The organism is Nonomuraea sp. NPDC050536, assembly GCF_044457685.1.
Taxonomy (GTDB): domain Bacteria; phylum Actinomycetota; class Actinomycetes; order Streptosporangiales; family Streptosporangiaceae; genus Nonomuraea.
Genome location: NZ_JBITHD010000016.1, coordinates 217,457 through 234,119 on the forward strand (window position 1 = coordinate 217,457; position 16,663 = coordinate 234,119).

Genomic DNA, 16,663 nt, shown 5'->3' on the forward strand with positions numbered 1-16,663 from the left:
AATCTCTCCCCCTCGCATCCCGCTTCCTGCCAGCGGGCGGACAGGTAACCAGTGTGTCGAGCGAAGCCTGATTTATCCGTGGTTTTCTACAAAGATCACGGGTTGTTATCAGCTGACTGCCCGATTGTTATATGATAGAGCCTCTTTGGGGCTCTCGTGGGTGTTTCTTTACGAAACTCCCTGACTGGGAACAGTAGCAGCGCTCGCGCCTGATGCGAAGAGCGCCCCGATCGCCCTTGCGGGTAATCTCGAGCTGTGCATCCCGTTCTCGTTTACACCGCGTCGCGGATCGGCCTGTTTGCCGTGGCCTTCGGTGTGCTCTACCTGCTTGGCCTGCAAAACTGGCTTCTGCTGATCGTGGTGTCCTTCGTGATCAGCGGCATAGCCAGCTATGTCCTGCTGTCCAAGCAGCGCGACGCCGTGAGCACGCGCATCAGCGACAAGGTCGACCGGCCGAAGCCGAGCGACGACTAGGGCAGGGGGAACATGCCAAGACGGGCATGGTACTCCCGTCCGAGTCGCGTTGTGTCGCTACCAACGAGTAGCCCGCCACTGTGCGCCGAAAACGCTTTGACGCCGATGCCGCGCTCCCGTCCCGGATTCCAGCTGAGCGCCTTTCCCGTGCGCGGATCAAGCGCCGCGATGCCTTCCCGCGGCACCGCTCCGGGCCCCGCCGAGTCGTGGCCGAGCGGGTTGTTCATCCAGCGCTGGTGTCCTCCGACGTATACCGCCGCGCCGGTCGCGCTGACCGCGTAGAGCGAGTCGCCGCCCGTCTTGTTGACCCACGTCGGCGTGATCCGCTGACCCGTGGCATGGGTCTCGAACCTGACCGCGCTGTCGCACAGCCGCGCGCCTCCCCGTGGACCGCCGGTGCTGACCACCACGAAATAGCGCCCGTCGGGTGACAGGTCCAGCCCGCGCACGTAGGACGGGAACGTGTCCATGCACTTCGGGATGTAGGCCTCCGTGCGCCAGTCGGCGACCTTGCCCGTGGCCGTGTCGATCACGCCGAGCTGTGGCCTGGACTTGCCTGCCAGCGTGGTGAAGCTGCCGTCGACCACGAGCCGGTCGCCGCTCACCGCGAGCGCGTAGACCTTGGCCCTGGGGGTCAGCGGTGCGCCGGGCGTCACCGTGAAGCGCGGGTCGGCCGCGCCCGTGGTCGCGTCCAGCCGCGCCAGCGCCGTGCGCGGCCGCGTGAAGTCGCCGCCGGCGTACAACTGCGACCCGCTCCGGGCGAGCGTCGTGACCATCCCGCCGCTGATCCTCGGCTCGAACCCCGGTACGGCGGAGCCGTCCGTGAGGCTGAGCCGGGTCAGCGAGCCGGAGAAGTCGCCGCCCACGTAGACGGTGCCGCCGGGTCCGGCGGCCAGGCCGTACACCGGACCGTCGAGGTCCGGCTCGAAGCCGGTCAGGACCCGGCCGGTGGCCAGGTCGAAGGCGAACAGGTAGTCGCGGTCGAACGTCGTCCTCCGCGAGGAGTCGGCCACTTCGGTGAAGGACCCGCCGACCACGACGGTACCGCCGACCAGCGCGATGGCGTTGACGATGCCGTCGAGCACGTGAGGGGTGTAGTCCACCGGGTCGGCCGAGACGACGCGCTGCTGCGCGACGGGGGCCAGGGCGATGATCGCCGCAAGGGTGACACGGGCAAACATCCGCCAAGTTTTAGCAGACTCTGGGTAATGAGGTCGCTACTTTCCGTTGATTGTGCGGATAGCCCTAGGCTTGGGGCATGACGCGCGCTCAACTGGACAAGCAGCCACACGAGGTCGCCGCGATGTTCGATCGCACGGCCCGGCGGTACGACCTGGTCAATGACGTGATCTCGCTGGGCCAGGTGCGGTTGTGGCGCAAGGCGACGGCTGCCGCGGTCGACGCGGGTCCCGGCGAGGTGGTGCTGGACCTGGGCGCGGGCACCGGGACGTCGACCGACAGCTTCACCGAGTTCGGCGCCAGGGCGATCGCCTCGGACTTCTCGCTCGGCATGCTCAGGACGGGGGTGGCACGCCACGGCGGCAACTCGCTGACCGGGCCCGGCATCCCGTTCGTGGCGGGTGACGCGCTGCGGCTGCCGTTCGCCGACAACGCCTTCGACGCGGTGACGATCTCGGTGGCGCTGCGCAACGTGCACGACACCCGGCAGGCGCTGCGCGAGATGCTCCGGGTGACCAGGCCGGGCGGCCGCCTGGTGATCCTGGAGTTCTCGCACGTCACGGTGAAGGCCTTCGACGTGGTCTACCGCGAATACCTGATGCGCCTGCTGCCCCAGGTGGCCAAGCTGTTCGGCTCCAACGACGACTCCTACGCGTACCTGGCCGAGTCGATCAGAGACTGGCCCGACCAGCCGACGCTCGCCCGCACGATCCAGGACGCCGGCTGGGAGCGGGTCGCCTGGCGCAACCTCACGCTCGGCATCGTGGCGCTCCACCGGGCCTTCAAGCCCGAATGAGCTCCATGGTGAGCAGGTGCGGCCAGCGGTAGTGCGGGAAGATCCGCACCTCGCGGGCGAAACAGGCGACCTTGATCTCGGGGATGTAGTCCTCGAACAGCTCCACGCTCATCCCCGACCGCAGCCAGATCAGCATCACCATGCCCTCGCGCGTGCTGCTGGTCTGGACGACCAGCGGCAGCCGGCCCGCCGCCGTGCGTAACGAGGTCCGCAGGCACAGCCCCTGGAACCTGTGCCGCACGACCAGCCGCCCGGCCAGCCGCTTCAGCGGCGGGATGACGGCGCCCGCCAGCGCGGACGTGCCGCCGACGATCACCGCGGCGTGCGGTCCGATCCAGTCCACCAGCGGGATGGCCACCAGCGGTACGGCGAGCTCGACCCGCCACCGCCACAGCATCCCGACGAAAGCGATCAGATCCCGCGCCCGCGGGATCCGTGGATGGTTGCGCGGGAAGCCGTCCCCGGCGATGAACCGGTTCGGCGGCTCCGACCCGCCTCCTGCTCCTTCGGCTCGCCGGAGATCCGGAAGGTCGTCGAAGCGGGGATCGCGGTAGCGCCGCCCGCCCCATGACCTCTTGCCGACCTGCCAGTCACGCTCGCGGGCGAACGCGTCGTCCCGCCGCCAGATCCTGGCGTCGACCTGCGCGCCCAGCTGCCTGATGCCGTTGTTCATGCGCGGCTCCGATGTCCTGTCAGGGTTGCTGACGTGGGTGCTGCGGGACCCTGGGCACCGTTGCTCAGAGCCGATGTCTCATCTCGGCTTCATTGCTTGCCTGCCTGTGGGTGTGGCGGGCTACTCTCAGGATGTGCCGGAGAAAGGCCCCGTGCAATTCCCGCAGGGATGAGTAGAGGGACTCTTTCCGGGACGGAACATGCTCTTCCCGGCGAGGATTGCCACCGACGAGGAGTGGGCATACTCACCAGGTTTCGCGAGAGGAGAACGGGTGATCGCCGAAGGCAGCCCGACACTCCGCCGCCGCAAGCTCGCCGCCGAGCTCCGGCGGCTACGCGAGGATGTGGGCCTGAACGGCGTGCAGGTGGCCAAGGCCCTGCGCTGGTCCACCTCCAAGATCTCCCGCATGGAGAACGGCCAGGTGGCCCCCACCGCCAAGGACGTCGAGAAACTCCTCAAGCACTACGGCGCGCCGTCCGACCTCGGCGGGCTGCTGCTGTCCCTCGTCGACACCGAGGGCCGGGCCTGGTGGGACTCCTACGCCGACGTGCTGTCCGAGCCGGTGATCGAGCTGTTCGGCATGGAGGCCGGGGCGGTGCAGGTCAAAACCTGGCATGCCACCCTGATCCCCGGCCTGCTCCAGACCCGTGCCTACGCCGCCCAGCTCGGCTACCTCTACCAGTCCATGGAGATGATCCCGCCCAAGTGGGTCGACCGGAGGGTCGAGGCGAGGATGCGGCGGCAACGCCGGCTGACGGGTGACGATCCGCTGAGGGTGGCCGCCGTGCTCGAGGATTCGGTCCTGGAGCGGCAATTCGGCCGCATCGACGAGACGCTGATGGCCGATCAGCTTCGTCACCTGGTCAAGCTGAGCGAGCTGCCCAATGTGACGATCCGCGTCCTGAAGCTCGATCAGCCACACCCGTTGGACATCAACAACTTCATGATCATGTCGTTCCCCTCGGTGCCCGTCCTGGGGTCACTGTCGCAGGACGTCATCTATTTCGAGAACTATCCGCCGACCGCGCCCTCCGACGACGAGCAGACCGTCTACCAGTACTCCCTCGTCTTCGATCGCCTGCTGGACGCCGCGCTGGACGACGAGGCGTCCAGGGAGTTCATCGCCTCACTCGCGGGAATGTAGACATTTCTCGTTTTCGGGGAATGAGGAGACTTAGCCCCCCTAGGTGAGGACCGCTGCATGATCAGATGGCGCAAGAGCAGTCGAAGCATTGGAGCGGGAGAGTGTGTCGAGGTCGCGCGCCTCGCTGATGGAAGCATCGGTGTGCGGCACTCGCGCGACCAGGACGGGCACGTGCTGGTGTTCACCCGCCGCGAGTGGGCCGCGTTCCTGGATGGTGTCCACGGCGAGGAGTTCGAACTCGCTCAGCTTGATGCCGATTAGGCCCGACGATATCCCGTGCTTTGCTTTGATAACGCTTCGTCAGTGGAATGCTACTGCTAGCGTTCGCCATGTCGTATGCGGGACTGTGACGCGCTGGTGATCGTGTCGTGTTCGTTACCTGATGTCGTTGGTGCTTTCTTCCCGCGCAGCACATTCCTTGAGGGAGCACGTCCGATGTCGGAACCCTGGCGTAAGAGCAGCTTCAGCGCCGGCGCGGGCGAGTGTGTGGAGTTCGCCAGGGGAGCGACGGGTGAGGTGTTGATCCGGGACTCCAAGAATCCGGGCGGACCCCTGCTGACCTTCACCCCGGGTGAGTGGCGGGCCTTCTTGGCAGGTGTTCGCAACAGCGAGTTCGAGGTCTGAGTCAGCGGTGCCAGGTCCTCCGTCCAAAACGGGGGGCCTTCTGTGTGCCTGGAGCCGGACCCCGGCTGCCACTTTGTCCTGGAAAAGCGCTAGACTGCGGGCCGACAAGTTTGTGAAGGGGTTCACAAAGGAACGAAGGCGCCACACCCCGAGGCCTTCGAGCGTGTAGGGCAGGACAGTCCAGTGACCGTGCCAGCAGCCACACAGGCTGACGCCGACGTCATCGTCGTCGGCGCCGGTCCCGCAGGTTCCGCAACCGCCTTTTATCTCGCCCAGACCGGGCTGGATGTGCTGGTGCTGGAGAAGACCAGCTTCCCCAGGGAGAAGGTCTGCGGCGACGGGTTGACCCCGAGGGCCGTCAAGCAGTTGCTCAACATGGGCGTCGACATCGATGCCCCGGGTTGGGTCAGGAACAAGGGGCTGCGGGTCGTCGGCGGCGGGCACCGCTTCGACCTCGACTGGCCCAAGCTCGACCGCTTCCCCGACTTCGGCCTGGTGCGCCCGCGCAAGGACTTCGACGAGATCATCGCCGCCAACGCGGTCAAGAACGGCGTGCGGCTGATGGAGGGCGTCACCGTCACCGGCCCGATCCTCGACGACCGCAGCGGCCACATCGTGGGCGTGACGACGAAGGACGGCCGCGAGTTCCGCAGCCGCCTGGTGGTGGCCGCCGACGGCAACAGCACCCGCCTGGCCCTGGGCATGGGCCTGCACAAGCGGGAAGACCGCCCGATGGGCGTAGCTGTGCGGACCTACTACGAGAGCCCCCGCCACGACGATGAGTACCTCGAGATCTGGCTGGAGCTGTGGACCGAGGACCAGCTGCTGCCCGGGTACGGGTGGGTGTTCGGCGTCGGCGACGGCACCGCCAACGTCGGGCTGGGGCTGCTCAACACCAGCGCCCGCTTCAAGAACGTGGACTACCGCGACCTGCTGCGCCGGTGGACCAAGAACATGCCCGCCGAGTGGGGGTTCACCGAGGAGAACATGACGGCCCCGGTCCGCGGCGCCGCCCTTCCGATGGCCTTCAACAGGCAGCCGCACTACACGCGTGGCCTGGTGCTGGTGGGCGACTCCGGCGGTGCGATCAACCCGTTCAACGGCGAGGGCATCGCCTACGCCATGGAAACCGGCGAGATCGCGGCGGAGACGATCGCCAAGGCGCTGCGCGGAACCACTCCCGCGCAACAAGAACGCATCCTGCGGACATATCCTCAAGTGCTGAAAGACGCCTACGGCGGCTACTTCACCCTGGGCAGGTTGTTCGTCGAGGCGATTGGAAGACCGGGGGTGATGAGCTTCGGCACGCGGCATGGCCTGCCTCATCCGAGGCTGATGCGCTTCGCGCTGAAGCTCCTTGGTAATCTCACCGACCGGCGAGGCGATGCGTCGGACAGGATCATCAACGCTCTTTCAAAGGTCGCCCCACCAGCATGAATGTCAGAAACTGCAGGCAAACTTACAGCTCAGACTGCGCGCCCTCGCGCGTGGCGATGCAAGAGGAGGCGTAGCGATGGACCTGTACGTGCCCATCCTGGTGCTCGCCGTTCTCGCCGGGGGCTTCGCGATCTTCTCGGTCGCCATCGCCCCTTTCACCGGTCCCAAGCGCTGGAACCGCGCCAAGCTTGACGCCTACGAATGCGGCATCGAGCCGACGCCCCAGCCTGTCGGTGGCGGACGGTTCCCGCTGAAATACATGATCACCGCGATGCTTTTCATCGTGTTCGACATCGAGATCATTTTCCTCTACCCGTGGGCGGTCTCCTTCGCCCCGCTCAAGAACGACGCGGGCTCCGTGATCTCCTCCGGCCTCGGGATCTTCGCGCTTGTCGAGATGCTGCTGTTCATCGCCACCGTGCTCGTGGCCTACGCATACGTGTGGCGCCGCAAGGGTCTGGACTGGGACTAGAAAATGGGACTTGAAGAGAAACTCCCGAGTGGGTTCATCCTCACCACGGTCGAACAGGCCGCGGGCTGGGCGCGGAAGAACTCGGTGTGGCCGGCGACCTTCGGCCTGGCATGTTGCGCCATCGAGCTGATGGCCACCGGTGGCCCCCACTACGACCTGGCGCGCTTCGGCATGGAGCGCGCTTCGGCGTCTCCTCGCCAGGCCGACCTGATGATCGTCGCCGGTCGCGTGTCGCAGAAGATGGCGCCGGTGCTGCGCCAGATCTACGACCAGATGGCCGAGCCCAAGTGGGTCATCTCGATGGGCGTGTGCGCCTCCAGCGGCGGCATGTTCAACAACTACGCCATCGTGCAGGGCGTGGACCACATCGTCCCGGTCGACATCTACCTGCCCGGCTGCCCGCCGCGGCCGGAGATGCTGATCGACTCGATCGTGAAGCTGCACGACAAGATCCAGAACATGAAGTTCGGCGCCCACCGCGCCAAGCAGATCGACGAGCTCGAACTGCAGGCGCTGCGCACGCTTCCGCTGATCGACCAGGGGGCGGTCAAGTGACTTCGCCTGACAATCTTCCCGAGAGCCCGGACGCCGAAGTGCCCGAGACGTCGGTGCCTGCCCTGCCCGAGGCGCCCATCGCGCGGCACGGCATGTTCGGCGCGCACGACTCGGGTGACACCTCCGGGTACGGCGGGCTGGTCGTCCGTCGTCCGCCGCCGCTGAGCACGCCGCGGCCGTACGGCGGCTACTTCGACGAGCTGGTCGACACCCTGGCCCTCGACGACGCCGTCGAGCGCGTGGTCGTCGACAGGGGCGAGCTGACCCTGCACGTCAAGCGCGAGCGCCTGGTCGAGGTCTGCAAGAAGCTGCGCGACGAGCCGGCGCTGCGCTTCGAGATGTGCCTGGGCGTCTCCGGCGTGCACTACCCGCACCTGCAGGGCGAGGAGCTGCACTCGGTCATCCACCTGCTCTCGATCACCCACAACCGCCGGGTGCGCGTCGAGACCAGCTGCCCGGACGCCGACCCGCACATCCCCTCGACCGTCGGCGTCTACCCGACCAACGACTGGCACGAGCGTGAGACCTACGACTTCTTCGGCATCATCTACGACGGTCACCCCGCGCTGACCAGGATCATGATGCCGGACGACTGGGACGGCCACCCGCAGCGCAAGGACTACCCGCTGGGCGGCATCCCGGTCGAGTACCGCGGTGCCACCATTCCCGCGCCCGATGAGAGGAGGTCGTACTCATGACCACTGGCTACGACGAGGCCACCGAGGGCAAGGTCTACTCCGTCACCGGCGCCGACTGGGACCAGGTCGTCAGCAGCGTGCGCGACACCGAGGAAGAGCGCCTGGTCGTCAACATGGGCCCGCAGCACCCGTCCACGCACGGCGTGCTCCGCCTGGTGCTCACGCTTGACGGCGAGACGGTCACCGAGGCCCGCAGCGTCATCGGCTACCTGCACACGGGCATCGAGAAGAACCTGGAGTTCCGCACCTGGACCCAGGGCACGACGTTCGTGACCCGGATGGACTACCTGTCGCCGATCTTCAACGAGACGGCCTACTGCCTCGGTGTGGAGAAGCTGCTCGGCATCGAGGACAAGGTGCCGGCCAGGGCCCAGGCCATCCGCGTGATGATGATGGAGCTCAACCGCATCTCCTCGCACCTGGTCGCGATGGGCACGTTCGGCATGGAGCTGGGCGCGACCACGCCGTTCCTGTTCGGCTACCGCGACCGCGAGCTGATCATGGACCTGTTCGAGTACATCACCGGCCTGCGCATGAACCACGCCTACGTACGGCCGGGCGGCGTGAGCGTCGACCTGCCCGCGGGCGCGGTCGACAAGGTGGGCGAGTTCCTCAAGGAGATGCCCAAGCGGATCAAGGACATCCGCAAGCTCCTCGACGAGAACCCGGTCTACGTGCGCCGCACCAGGGACGTGGCCTACCTCGACCTGACCGGCTGCATGGCACTCGGCGTCACCGGCCCGATCCTGCGCGCCGCCGGCCTGCCGTGGGACCTGCGCAAGTCGCAGCCATACTGCGGCTACGAGGACTACCAGTTCGACGTGCCGACCCAGCGCGGCTGCGACGTGTACTCCCGCTACCTCGTCCGCATGGCCGAGATGGAGGAGTCCCTCAAGATCATCGAGCAGGCGCTGGACAAGCTCGCCGGCCCACTCAAGGGCGACCCGGTCATGGTCGAGGACAAGAAGATCGGCTGGCCGGCGCAGCTCGCGCTGGGCCCCGACGGCTTCGGCAACTCGCCCGACCACATCGCGCACATCATGGGCAGCTCCATGGAGGCCCTCATCCACCACTTCAAGCTGGTGACCGAGGGCTTCAGGGTGCCGGCCGGACAGGCCTACGCCTCGATCGAGTCGCCGAAGGGCGAGCTGGGCGCGTACGTCGTCTCCGACGGCGGCACCCGGCCCTACCGCGTGCACTTCCGTGAGCCGTCCTTCGTGAACCTGCAGAGCTTCCCCGCGATGGCGGAGGGCGGCCAGATCGCCGACGTGATCGCCGCGGTGGCATCTATCGACCCCGTCATGGGAGGTGTGGACAGGTGAGCGAGCTCCGCGAGCGAACCAGTAAGCACAGCACGTTTTACGTCATGAGCACGCCGGAGGCGGGATCATGACGTACACACCGGAAATCCGTGAGCGTCTCGAGAGGGACGCCAAGGAGATCATCGGGCGTTACCCGAAGACCCGGTCGGCGCTGCTGCCCCTGCTGCACCTGGTGCAGTCGGAGGACGGATACGTCTCCGACGACGGGCAGGAGTTCTGCGCCGAGATGCTGGGCCTCAGCAAGGCCGAGGTGGTGGGCGTCGCGACGTTCTACACCATGTACAAGCGCAAGCCGGTCGGCGACTACCACGTGGGCGTCTGCATCAACGCGCTCTGCGCCGTCATGGGCGGCGACGAGATCTGGGAGGAGCTGTCGGAGCACGTCGGTGTCGGCCACGACGAGGCGACCTCCGACGGCAAGGTCTCCCTCGAGCGCATCGAGTGCAACGCGGCCTGCGACTTCGCACCCGTGATGATGGTCAACTGGGAGTTCTTCGACAACCAGACCCCCGAGTCGGCCAAGCAGCTCGTCGACGACCTGCGTGACGGCAAGGACGTGCGGCCCACCCGTGGCCCCAAGCGCCTGTGCACGTTCAAGGAGGCCTCGCGAGTCCTCTCCGGCCTGCCGGACGACCTGGCGGGCGACGGCCCGTCGGCCGCCGGCCCGTCGCTGGAGGGTCTGAAGCTCGCCAAGGCCAACGGATGGAAGGCGCCGGAAGCGTGACCACGACCCTTACCCCGGTACTTACCGCCAACTGGGACCAGCCGAACTCCTTCACGCTGGAGGGCTACGGCGAGTACGACGCGGCCCGCACGGCGCTGGGCATGGACCCCGACGCCGTCATCCAGGCCGTCAAGGACTCCGGCCTGCGCGGCCGCGGCGGCGCGGGCTTCCCCACCGGCATGAAGTGGGGCTTCATCCCGCAGGGCGACGGCAAGCCGCACTACCTCGTCGTCAACGCCGACGAGTCGGAGCCGGGAACCTGCAAGGACATCCCGCTGATGATGGCCAACCCGCACGCGCTGGTCGAGGGCATCATCATCACCTCGTACGCGATCAGGGCCAACCACGCCTTCATCTACGTCCGCGGCGAGGTGCTGCACGTCATCCGGCGGCTGCACGCCGCCGTGCGCGAGGCCTACGAGAAGGGCTACCTCGGCAACGACATCTTCGGCTCCGGCTACGACCTCGAACTGGTCGTGCACAGCGGCGCCGGCGCCTACATCTGCGGCGAGGAGACGGCGCTGCTCGACTCGCTGGAGGGCTTCAGAGGTCAACCGCGACTCAAGCCCCCTTTCCCCGCCGTGGCAGGCCTGTACGCCTCGCCCACTGTGGTGAACAACGTGGAGTCGATCGCCAGTGTTCCCTCGATCATCGGCAATGGCGCCGAGTGGTTCGCCGGGATGGGCACGGAGAAGTCCAAGGGCTTCGGCATCTTCTCGCTGAGCGGCCACGTCACCCGGCCCGGCCAGTACGAGGCGCCGCTGGGCATCACGCTGCGCGAGCTGCTCGACATGGCCGGCGGCATCCGCGCGGGACACCAGATCAAGTTCTGGACCCCGGGCGGCTCGTCCACGCCGATCTTCACCGACGAGCACCTGGACGTACCCCTCGACTTCGAGGCGGTCGGCGCCAAGGGCTCGATGCTCGGCACCCGGGCCCTGCAGATCTTCGACGACACCACCTGCGTCGTGCGGACCGTGCTGCGCTGGACCGAGTTCTACGCCCACGAGTCCTGCGGCAAGTGCACGCCGTGCCGCGAGGGCACCTACTGGCTCAAGCAGGTGCTCAAGCGACTGGAGAAGGGCCAGGGCAACGAGGAGGACCTGTCGACGATCACCGACATCGCCGACAACATCCTCGGCCGCTCGTTCTGCGCTCTGGGCGACGGCGCCACCAGCCCGATCCACTCCTCGGTGAAGTACTTCCGCGAGGAGTACCTCAAGCACTTCGAGATCGGCGGCTGCCCGTTCGACGCGAAGAAGTCCACTCTCTGGGGTGACCAGTGACCGTAGTAGAGACAGAGACGAACCTGGTGACCCTCACGATCGACGGGTTCCAGGTGAGCGTGCCCAAGGGCACGCTGATCATCCGGGCGGCCGAGCTGCTGGGGATCCAGATCCCCCGCTTCTGCGACCACCCGCTGCTCGACCCGGCGGCCAACTGCCGCCAGTGCCTGGTCGACATCCCCGACGCCGGCAACGGCCGCGGCTTCCCCAAGCCGCAGCCGTCCTGCGCGATCGATGTCGCCGAGGGCATGGTGGTGCAGACCCAGCTCACCTCGCCGGTCGCCGAGAAGGCGCAGCGCGCGGCGATGGAGTTCCTGCTGCTCAACCACCCGCTCGACTGCCCGGTCTGCGACAAGGGCGGCGAGTGCCCCCTGCAGAACCAGGCCATGTCCAACGGCAGGGGCGAGTCCAGGTTCCAGGAGACCAAGCGCACCTTCCCCAAGCCGCTGCCGCTGTCGACGCAGGTCCTGCTCGACCGCGAGCGCTGCGTGCAGTGCGCCCGGTGTATCCGCTTCTCCGACCAGATCGCCGGTGACCCGTTCATCGAGTTCTTCGAGCGCGGGGCCAAGGAGCAGGTGGGCGTCGCCGACGGCGAGCCGTTCCAGTCCTACTTCGCGGGCAACACCATCCAGATCTGCCCGGTGGGAGCGCTGACCGGCGCCGCCTACCGCTTCCGCGCCCGCCCGTTCGACCTGGTGTCGACGCCCAGCGCGTGCGAGCACTGCGCGGCCGGCTGCGACCTGCGCACCGACCACCGGCGCGGCCGGGTCACCCGCCGCCTGGCGGGCAACGACCCCAAGGTCAACGAGGAGTGGAACTGCGACAAGGGCCGCTGGGCGTTCACCTACGCCACGCAGCCCGACCGCCTGCGGACGCCGCTGGTCCGCAACGAGGAGGGCGTCCTGGAGCCGGCCTCGTGGCCGGAGGCGCTGAGCGTGGCCGCCGAGGGCCTGGCCAAGGCCCGCGGCAAGGCCGGCGTGCTGGTCGGCGGACGGCTCACGGTTGAGGACGCCTACGCCTACGCCAAGTTCGCCCGCATCGCGCTCGGCACCAACGACGTCGACTTCCGCGCCCGTCCGCACTCGGCCGAGGAGACCCAGTTCCTCGCGCACGCGGTCGCCGGCAGGGGCATCGAGGTCTCCTACACCGACCTCGAGGCGGCCCCGGCGGTCCTCCTGGTGGGCTTCGAGCCCGAGGAGGAGTCGCCGATCGTGTTCCTGCGCCTGCGCAAGGCCTGGCGCAAGCGCGGTCTCAAGGTCAGCGCGATCGCGCCGTTCGCCACCAAGGGCCTGGAGAAGATGGGCGGCACGCTCATCCGCACCGCCCCGGGCGCCGAGGCCGACGCGATCGGCGAGCTGGTCGGCTCGCTGGCCGAAGGCACGATCATCCTGGCCGGCGAGCGGCTCGCCGGCGTCCCCGGCGCCCTGTCCGCCCTGGTACGGCTGAGCGCCGCGTCGGGGGCCAGGCTCGCCTGGATCCCGCGCAGGGCGGGCGAGCGCGGTGCCGTCGAGGCCGGCGCGCTGCCGAACCTGCTGCCGATCGGCCGCCCGGTGGGTGACGAGACCGCCAGGGCCGAGGTCGCTCGCGTCTGGAACGTCTCCTCGCTGCCCGACACGCTGGGCCGCGACACCGCCGGCATCCTGGCCGCCGCCCGCGACGGCGACGTCGACGCGCTGGTCATCGCCGGCGTCGACCCCTACGACCTGCCCAACCCGCAGGCCGCGCTGGACGCGCTGGAGAACACGCCGTTCATCGTCAGCCTGGAGATCAGGGCCAGCGCCGTCACCGACAGGGCCGACGTGGTCCTGCCGGTCGCGGCGGTCGCCGAGAAGAGCGGCACGTTCGTCAACTGGGAGGGCCGCGGCCGCACGTTCGACGCGCCGCTGCGGGTCCCCGGCCTGCAGGGCGACCTGGCCGTGATCGCCAACGTGGCCGACAAGATGGACGTCCACCTGGCCCTGCCGGACGCCAAGGCCGCCCGGCGCGAGCTGAGCGAGATCGGCGCCTGGCGCGGGGCCCGCGTGGCCGCGCCCCAGACCGCCACCCGCTCGCAGTCCGCCCCGATGTCGGGTGAGGCGCAGCTGTCCAGTTGGCACCTGCTGCTCGACGAGGGCCGCATGCAGGACGGCGAGCCGTACCTCGCGGGCACCGCCCGCGCCGCCGAAGCCCTGCTCTCGGAGAGCACGGCGGCCGAGATCGGCGTCTCCGACGGCGACAAGGTGGTCGTCGGCGGCACCGTAACGCTGCCCGTCCGCGTCGCCGACCTGCCCGACCGGGTGGTCTGGGTACCCGCGAACTCCGGCGGCTGCTCGGTCACCCGCGACCTCGGCGCGGTGGCCGGCGACATCGTCACGATCGGGAGCGCCTCATGATCCACGTTCTCGCGGCCGATCCGACCCTCGCCGACTTCGGCAAGGATCCTCTCTGGATCACGATCATCAAGGCCGTGATGCTCTTCGTCTTCCTGATGCTGGGCGTCCTGTTCGGCGTCTGGTACGAGCGCAAGCTCATCTCCTGGATGCAGAACCGGGTCGGCCCCAACCGGGCGGGCAAGTTCGGCCTGCTGCAATCGGTGGCCGACGGATTGAAGATGGGCCTGAAGGAGGACCTCTTCCCGCGGACCGTGGACAAGGTGCTCTACCTGCTGGCCCCGATCATCATGGTCGTGCCGGCCTTCCTGGCCTTCTCGATCATCCCGTTCGCCGGAATGGTCAACCTGTTCGGCGTCACCACGCCGCTGCAGCTGGTCGACCTGCCCGTGGCAGTGCTGTTCATGCTGGCCATGGGCGCCGTCTCCGTCTACGGCGTGGTGGTGGCCGGGTGGTCGTCCCGCTCGCCGTACGCGCTGCTCGGTGGGCTGAGGTCGGCGGCGCAGGTCGTGTCCTACGAGATCGCGATGGGCCTGTCGTTCGTGGCGGTCTTCATCTTCGCCGGGACGCTGTCGACCTCGGAGATCGTGCACGCCCAGGGCTCGCTCTGGTACGTGGTGATGCTGCTGCCGTCGTTCCTCGTCTACGTGATCTGCATGTTCGGCGAGGCGGCGCGCATCCCGTTCGACCTGCCCGAGGGCGAAGGCGAGCTGGTCGGCGGCTTCCAGACCGAGTACTCCTCCTCGCTGAAGTTCGCGCTCATCATGATGGGCGAGTACCTGCACACCTTCACCGCCTCGGCCATCGCGGTCACGCTGTTCCTGGGCGGCTGGCGGGCGCCCTGGCCCATCTCGCTGTGGGAGGGTGCCAACCAGGGCTGGTGGCCGGTGCTCTGGTTCTTCATCAAGTTCGTGCTGACCTTCAGCTTCATCGTCTGGGTGCGCGCCTCGCTGCCGCGTGTGCGCTACGACCAGCTGATGTCGCTGGGCTGGAAGGTGCTGATCCCGGTCAACCTGGCGTGGATCCTGCTCGTCGCGGCTGTGCGTACGGTCACCCTCACCAAGAGCGGTGAGTTCTCCGGCAGCACGGGCGTGGCCATCACGCTCGGCGTGATCACCGTCGTCGGTGTGCTGGCCATCTGGCTCAGGTTCGACACCGTCAACCAGCGTCAGAGGGAAGCGAAGAAGGCACAGGCGGAGGCCGAGTTCGAAGAGCTCGCCGCCGAGCCGACCGCCGGCGGATTCCCTGTTCCGCCGCTCGATCTGCCGCACTACCACGGGGTGCAGCGCAAGGAGGTTCCCAGTGGGACTAACTGATTGGCTGAACCCGGTCAAAGGGTTCGGCGTCACCTTCCATACGATCTTCAAGCCGCGGGCGACCACGCAGTACCCCGAGGTGAAGAGGCCGACCGCGCCGCGTTTCCACGGTCGTCACCAGCTCAACCGCTGGCCCGACGGGCTGGAGAAGTGCGTCGGGTGCGAGCTGTGCGCCTGGGCGTGTCCCGCCGACGCGATCTACGTCGAGGGGGCGGACAACTCCGACGAGGAGCGCTTCTCCCCGGGTGAGCGTTACGGCCGCACGTACCAGATCAACTACCTGCGGTGCATTCTGTGCGGGCTCTGCATCGAGGCCTGCCCGACTCGTGCGCTCACCATGACGAACGAGTACGAGCTTGCCGATTCCAGCCGCGAGAGCCTGATCTACACCAAGGAGATGCTGCTGGCCCCGCTCACGCAGGGCATGGAGCAGCCTCCGCACCCCATGCGCCTCGGCGAGACCGAGGAGGACTACTACCGGTTGGGGCGGACCAATGGGTGAGCAAGTCACTTTCTGGGTGCTCGCCGTCGTCTCCGTGGCCGCCGCACTCGGGATGGTGTTCAACAGGAAGGCCGTCTACTCGGCGCTGATGCTCGGCACCGTGATGCTGTGCCTGGCCGTCCTGTACGCCGTGCAGAACGCGCCGTTCCTGGCCGCGGTACAGATCATCGTCTACACCGGCGCGGTCATGATGCTGTTCCTGTTCGTGCTCATGCTGGTGGGTGTCGACTCCTCGGATTCGTTCGTGGAGACGCTGCGCGCCCAGCGGTTCTGGGCCGCGCTCGCCGCCGTCGGCTTCGGGGTGCTGTTCATCGTGGCCATCGGCAACGTGGTGTTCTCCACTCCCACGGGGCTGGCAGGGGCCATCGGGCAGGGCGGCTACATCCGCACGCTGGCGCTGCTGCTGTTCACGAAGTACGTCTTCGCCTTCGAGATCACCTCGGCGCTGCTGATCACCGCCGCGCTCGGCGCGATGGTGCTGGCACACCGCGAGCGGCTCACCGCCAAGGCGACCCAGAAGGACCTGGCTCGCGCCCGCTTCCTGGGCGACCAGCCCTCGGCGCTGCCCGGCCCCGGCACCTACGCCAGGGGCAACGCCATCGACATGCCGGCCCTGCTGCCGGACGGCACGGTCTCGGAGAAGTCGGTCAACCGCTACATCGCGCGGTTCGACGTCGAGAAGGACCACCTGCCTGCCGACCCGAAGCTCGCCGAGGCCGTCAAGCACGTCGCCGAGATCGAGGAGGAGGCCAAATGACCACGCAGTACCTCATCCTCTCCGGGGTGCTGTTCGCCATCGGCGCGCTGGGCGTGCTGATCAGGCGGAACGCGATCGTGGTGTTCATGTGCGTGGAGCTCATGCTCAACGCCTGCAACCTCGCGTTCGTCACGTTCTCCCAGCAGAACGGCAACCTGGAGGGCCAGATCATCGCGTTCTTCGTGATGGTCGTGGCCGCGGCCGAGGTCGTGGTCGGCCTGGCCATCATCGTGACGATCTTCCGAACCCGCAGGTCGGCGTCCGTGGACGACGCCAACCTGCTGAAGTACTAGAGGTGACTGGTGGAACCTGTAGGGATTCTCCAGCACACCACC

The 16,663-nt window shown here is 67.8% G+C and carries 18 protein-coding genes and 1 pseudogene; 17 read left to right on the forward strand and 2 right to left on the reverse strand.

What is annotated here, in order from left to right:
* Window positions 1-255 precede the first annotated feature (255 nt).
* The gene (locus tag ACIBHX_RS36990; RefSeq protein WP_397072085.1) at window positions 256-474 is read left to right on the forward strand and encodes a DUF4229 domain-containing protein; all 219 of its coding nucleotides are present in this window, start codon (window positions 256-258) and stop codon (window positions 472-474) included.
* On the opposite strand, the gene ACIBHX_RS36995 is transcribed toward ACIBHX_RS36990, so the two are convergent.
* Window positions 471-1,655: a hypothetical protein gene (locus ACIBHX_RS36995; RefSeq protein WP_397072086.1), complete on the reverse strand. Its 1,185-nt coding sequence runs from the start codon at window positions 1,653-1,655 to the stop codon at window positions 471-473. The two genes, ACIBHX_RS36990 and ACIBHX_RS36995, sit on opposite strands and share 4 nt — an antisense overlap.
* A gap of 77 nt (window positions 1,656-1,732) precedes the next feature.
* Here ACIBHX_RS36995 and ACIBHX_RS37000 point away from each other — a divergent pair, with 77 nt between their 5' ends.
* Complete coding sequence (locus ACIBHX_RS37000) at window positions 1,733-2,449, forward strand: demethylmenaquinone methyltransferase (protein WP_397072087.1); 717 nt, start codon at window positions 1,733-1,735, stop codon at window positions 2,447-2,449.
* On the opposite strand, the gene ACIBHX_RS37005 is transcribed toward ACIBHX_RS37000, so the two are convergent.
* Window positions 2,436-3,122: a hypothetical protein gene (locus ACIBHX_RS37005; RefSeq protein ID WP_397072088.1), complete on the reverse strand. Its 687-nt coding sequence runs from the start codon at window positions 3,120-3,122 to the stop codon at window positions 2,436-2,438. The two genes, ACIBHX_RS37000 and ACIBHX_RS37005, sit on opposite strands and share 14 nt — an antisense overlap.
* A 271-nt stretch (window positions 3,123-3,393) precedes the next feature.
* On the opposite strand from ACIBHX_RS37005, the gene ACIBHX_RS37010 reads away from it, so the two are divergent.
* From ACIBHX_RS37010 to nuoK, 15 genes and pseudogenes are all read left to right on the forward strand, one after another.
* Window positions 3,394-4,266 (forward strand): helix-turn-helix domain-containing protein, encoded by an 873-nt coding sequence (locus tag ACIBHX_RS37010; RefSeq protein ID WP_397072089.1) that lies wholly within the window; start codon window positions 3,394-3,396, stop codon window positions 4,264-4,266.
* A gap of 57 nt (window positions 4,267-4,323) precedes the next feature.
* Complete coding sequence (locus ACIBHX_RS37015; protein WP_397072090.1) at window positions 4,324-4,527, forward strand: DUF397 domain-containing protein; 204 nt, start codon at window positions 4,324-4,326, stop codon at window positions 4,525-4,527.
* 174 nt (window positions 4,528-4,701) lie between these two features.
* Window positions 4,702-4,890: a DUF397 domain-containing protein gene (locus ACIBHX_RS37020; RefSeq protein WP_397072091.1), complete on the forward strand. Its 189-nt coding sequence runs from the start codon at window positions 4,702-4,704 to the stop codon at window positions 4,888-4,890.
* A gap of 183 nt (window positions 4,891-5,073) precedes the next feature.
* Window positions 5,074-6,327, forward strand: coding sequence for a geranylgeranyl reductase family protein (locus ACIBHX_RS37025; RefSeq protein WP_397072092.1), 1,254 nt, complete (start codon window positions 5,074-5,076; stop codon window positions 6,325-6,327).
* Window positions 6,328-6,403: 76 nt separating this feature from the next.
* Window positions 6,404-6,799, forward strand: a complete 396-nt coding sequence (locus tag ACIBHX_RS37030; RefSeq protein ID WP_214327305.1) for an NADH-quinone oxidoreductase subunit A — start codon at window positions 6,404-6,406, stop codon at window positions 6,797-6,799.
* Window positions 6,800-6,802: 3 nt separating this feature from the next.
* Window positions 6,803-7,354: a NuoB/complex I 20 kDa subunit family protein gene (locus tag ACIBHX_RS37035; protein WP_397072093.1), complete on the forward strand. Its 552-nt coding sequence runs from the start codon at window positions 6,803-6,805 to the stop codon at window positions 7,352-7,354.
* Window positions 7,351-8,052: an NADH-quinone oxidoreductase subunit C gene (locus tag ACIBHX_RS37040; RefSeq protein ID WP_397072094.1), complete on the forward strand. Its 702-nt coding sequence runs from the start codon at window positions 7,351-7,353 to the stop codon at window positions 8,050-8,052. The genes ACIBHX_RS37035 and ACIBHX_RS37040 overlap by 4 nt, the downstream gene beginning before the upstream one ends.
* Window positions 8,049-9,374: an NADH-quinone oxidoreductase subunit D gene (locus ACIBHX_RS37045; RefSeq protein ID WP_397072095.1), complete on the forward strand. Its 1,326-nt coding sequence runs from the start codon at window positions 8,049-8,051 to the stop codon at window positions 9,372-9,374. Before ACIBHX_RS37040 ends, ACIBHX_RS37045 begins: the two co-directional genes overlap by 4 nt.
* Before the next feature lie 43 nt (window positions 9,375-9,417).
* Window positions 9,418-10,098 (forward strand): annotated as a pseudogene (gene nuoE / locus ACIBHX_RS37050) (NADH-quinone oxidoreductase subunit NuoE); the annotation flags it as partial.
* Window positions 10,077-11,384 (forward strand): NADH-quinone oxidoreductase subunit NuoF, encoded by a 1,308-nt coding sequence (nuoF, locus tag ACIBHX_RS37055; RefSeq protein ID WP_397072096.1) that lies wholly within the window; start codon window positions 10,077-10,079, stop codon window positions 11,382-11,384. The pseudogene nuoE and the gene nuoF, both read left to right, overlap by 22 nt.
* Window positions 11,381-13,756 carry an NADH-quinone oxidoreductase subunit G gene (locus ACIBHX_RS37060; protein WP_397072097.1) on the forward strand — a complete coding sequence of 792 codons (2,376 nt, stop codon included), beginning with the start codon at window positions 11,381-11,383 and terminating at the stop codon, window positions 13,754-13,756. The genes nuoF and ACIBHX_RS37060 overlap by 4 nt, the downstream gene beginning before the upstream one ends.
* On the forward strand, window positions 13,753-15,069 hold the full coding sequence (gene nuoH, locus ACIBHX_RS37065; protein WP_397072098.1) for an NADH-quinone oxidoreductase subunit NuoH: 1,317 nt from the start codon (window positions 13,753-13,755) through the stop codon (window positions 15,067-15,069). The genes ACIBHX_RS37060 and nuoH overlap by 4 nt, the downstream gene beginning before the upstream one ends.
* On the forward strand, window positions 15,056-15,571 hold the full coding sequence (gene nuoI / locus ACIBHX_RS37070) for an NADH-quinone oxidoreductase subunit NuoI (protein WP_397072099.1): 516 nt from the start codon (window positions 15,056-15,058) through the stop codon (window positions 15,569-15,571). The genes nuoH and nuoI overlap by 14 nt, the downstream gene beginning before the upstream one ends.
* Window positions 15,564-16,328: an NADH-quinone oxidoreductase subunit J gene (locus ACIBHX_RS37075; protein ID WP_397072100.1), complete on the forward strand. Its 765-nt coding sequence runs from the start codon at window positions 15,564-15,566 to the stop codon at window positions 16,326-16,328. Before nuoI ends, ACIBHX_RS37075 begins: the two co-directional genes overlap by 8 nt.
* Window positions 16,325-16,621, forward strand: a complete 297-nt coding sequence (gene nuoK / locus ACIBHX_RS37080) for an NADH-quinone oxidoreductase subunit NuoK (RefSeq protein ID WP_214327315.1) — start codon at window positions 16,325-16,327, stop codon at window positions 16,619-16,621. Before ACIBHX_RS37075 ends, nuoK begins: the two co-directional genes overlap by 4 nt.
* The last annotated feature ends 42 nt before the right edge of the window (window positions 16,622-16,663 follow it).

Excerpts from the sequence above, each read along its gene's own strand:
- nuoF (WP_397072096.1), top strand. The coding sequence starts at position 10,077 with ATGGAAGGCGCCGGAAGCGTGACCACGACCCTTACCCCGGTACTTACC.
- nuoH (WP_397072098.1), top strand. The coding sequence starts at position 13,753 with ATGATCCACGTTCTCGCGGCCGATCCGACCCTCGCCGACTTCGGCAAG.
- ACIBHX_RS37000 (WP_397072087.1), top strand. The coding sequence starts at position 1,733 with ATGACGCGCGCTCAACTGGACAAGCAGCCACACGAGGTCGCCGCGATG.
- ACIBHX_RS37075 (WP_397072100.1), top strand. The coding sequence starts at position 15,564 with ATGGGTGAGCAAGTCACTTTCTGGGTGCTCGCCGTCGTCTCCGTGGCC.
- ACIBHX_RS37035 (WP_397072093.1), top strand. The coding sequence starts at position 6,803 with ATGGGACTTGAAGAGAAACTCCCGAGTGGGTTCATCCTCACCACGGTC.
- ACIBHX_RS37045 (WP_397072095.1), top strand. The coding sequence starts at position 8,049 with ATGACCACTGGCTACGACGAGGCCACCGAGGGCAAGGTCTACTCCGTC.
- ACIBHX_RS37005 (WP_397072088.1), bottom strand. The coding sequence starts at position 3,122 with ATGAACAACGGCATCAGGCAGCTGGGCGCGCAGGTCGACGCCAGGATC.
- ACIBHX_RS37020 (WP_397072091.1), top strand. The coding sequence starts at position 4,702 with ATGTCGGAACCCTGGCGTAAGAGCAGCTTCAGCGCCGGCGCGGGCGAG.
- nuoK (WP_214327315.1), top strand. The coding sequence starts at position 16,325 with ATGACCACGCAGTACCTCATCCTCTCCGGGGTGCTGTTCGCCATCGGC.
- ACIBHX_RS36995 (WP_397072086.1), bottom strand. The coding sequence starts at position 1,655 with ATGTTTGCCCGTGTCACCCTTGCGGCGATCATCGCCCTGGCCCCCGTC.
- ACIBHX_RS37015 (WP_397072090.1), top strand. The coding sequence starts at position 4,324 with ATGATCAGATGGCGCAAGAGCAGTCGAAGCATTGGAGCGGGAGAGTGT.
- ACIBHX_RS37030 (WP_214327305.1), top strand. The coding sequence starts at position 6,404 with ATGGACCTGTACGTGCCCATCCTGGTGCTCGCCGTTCTCGCCGGGGGC.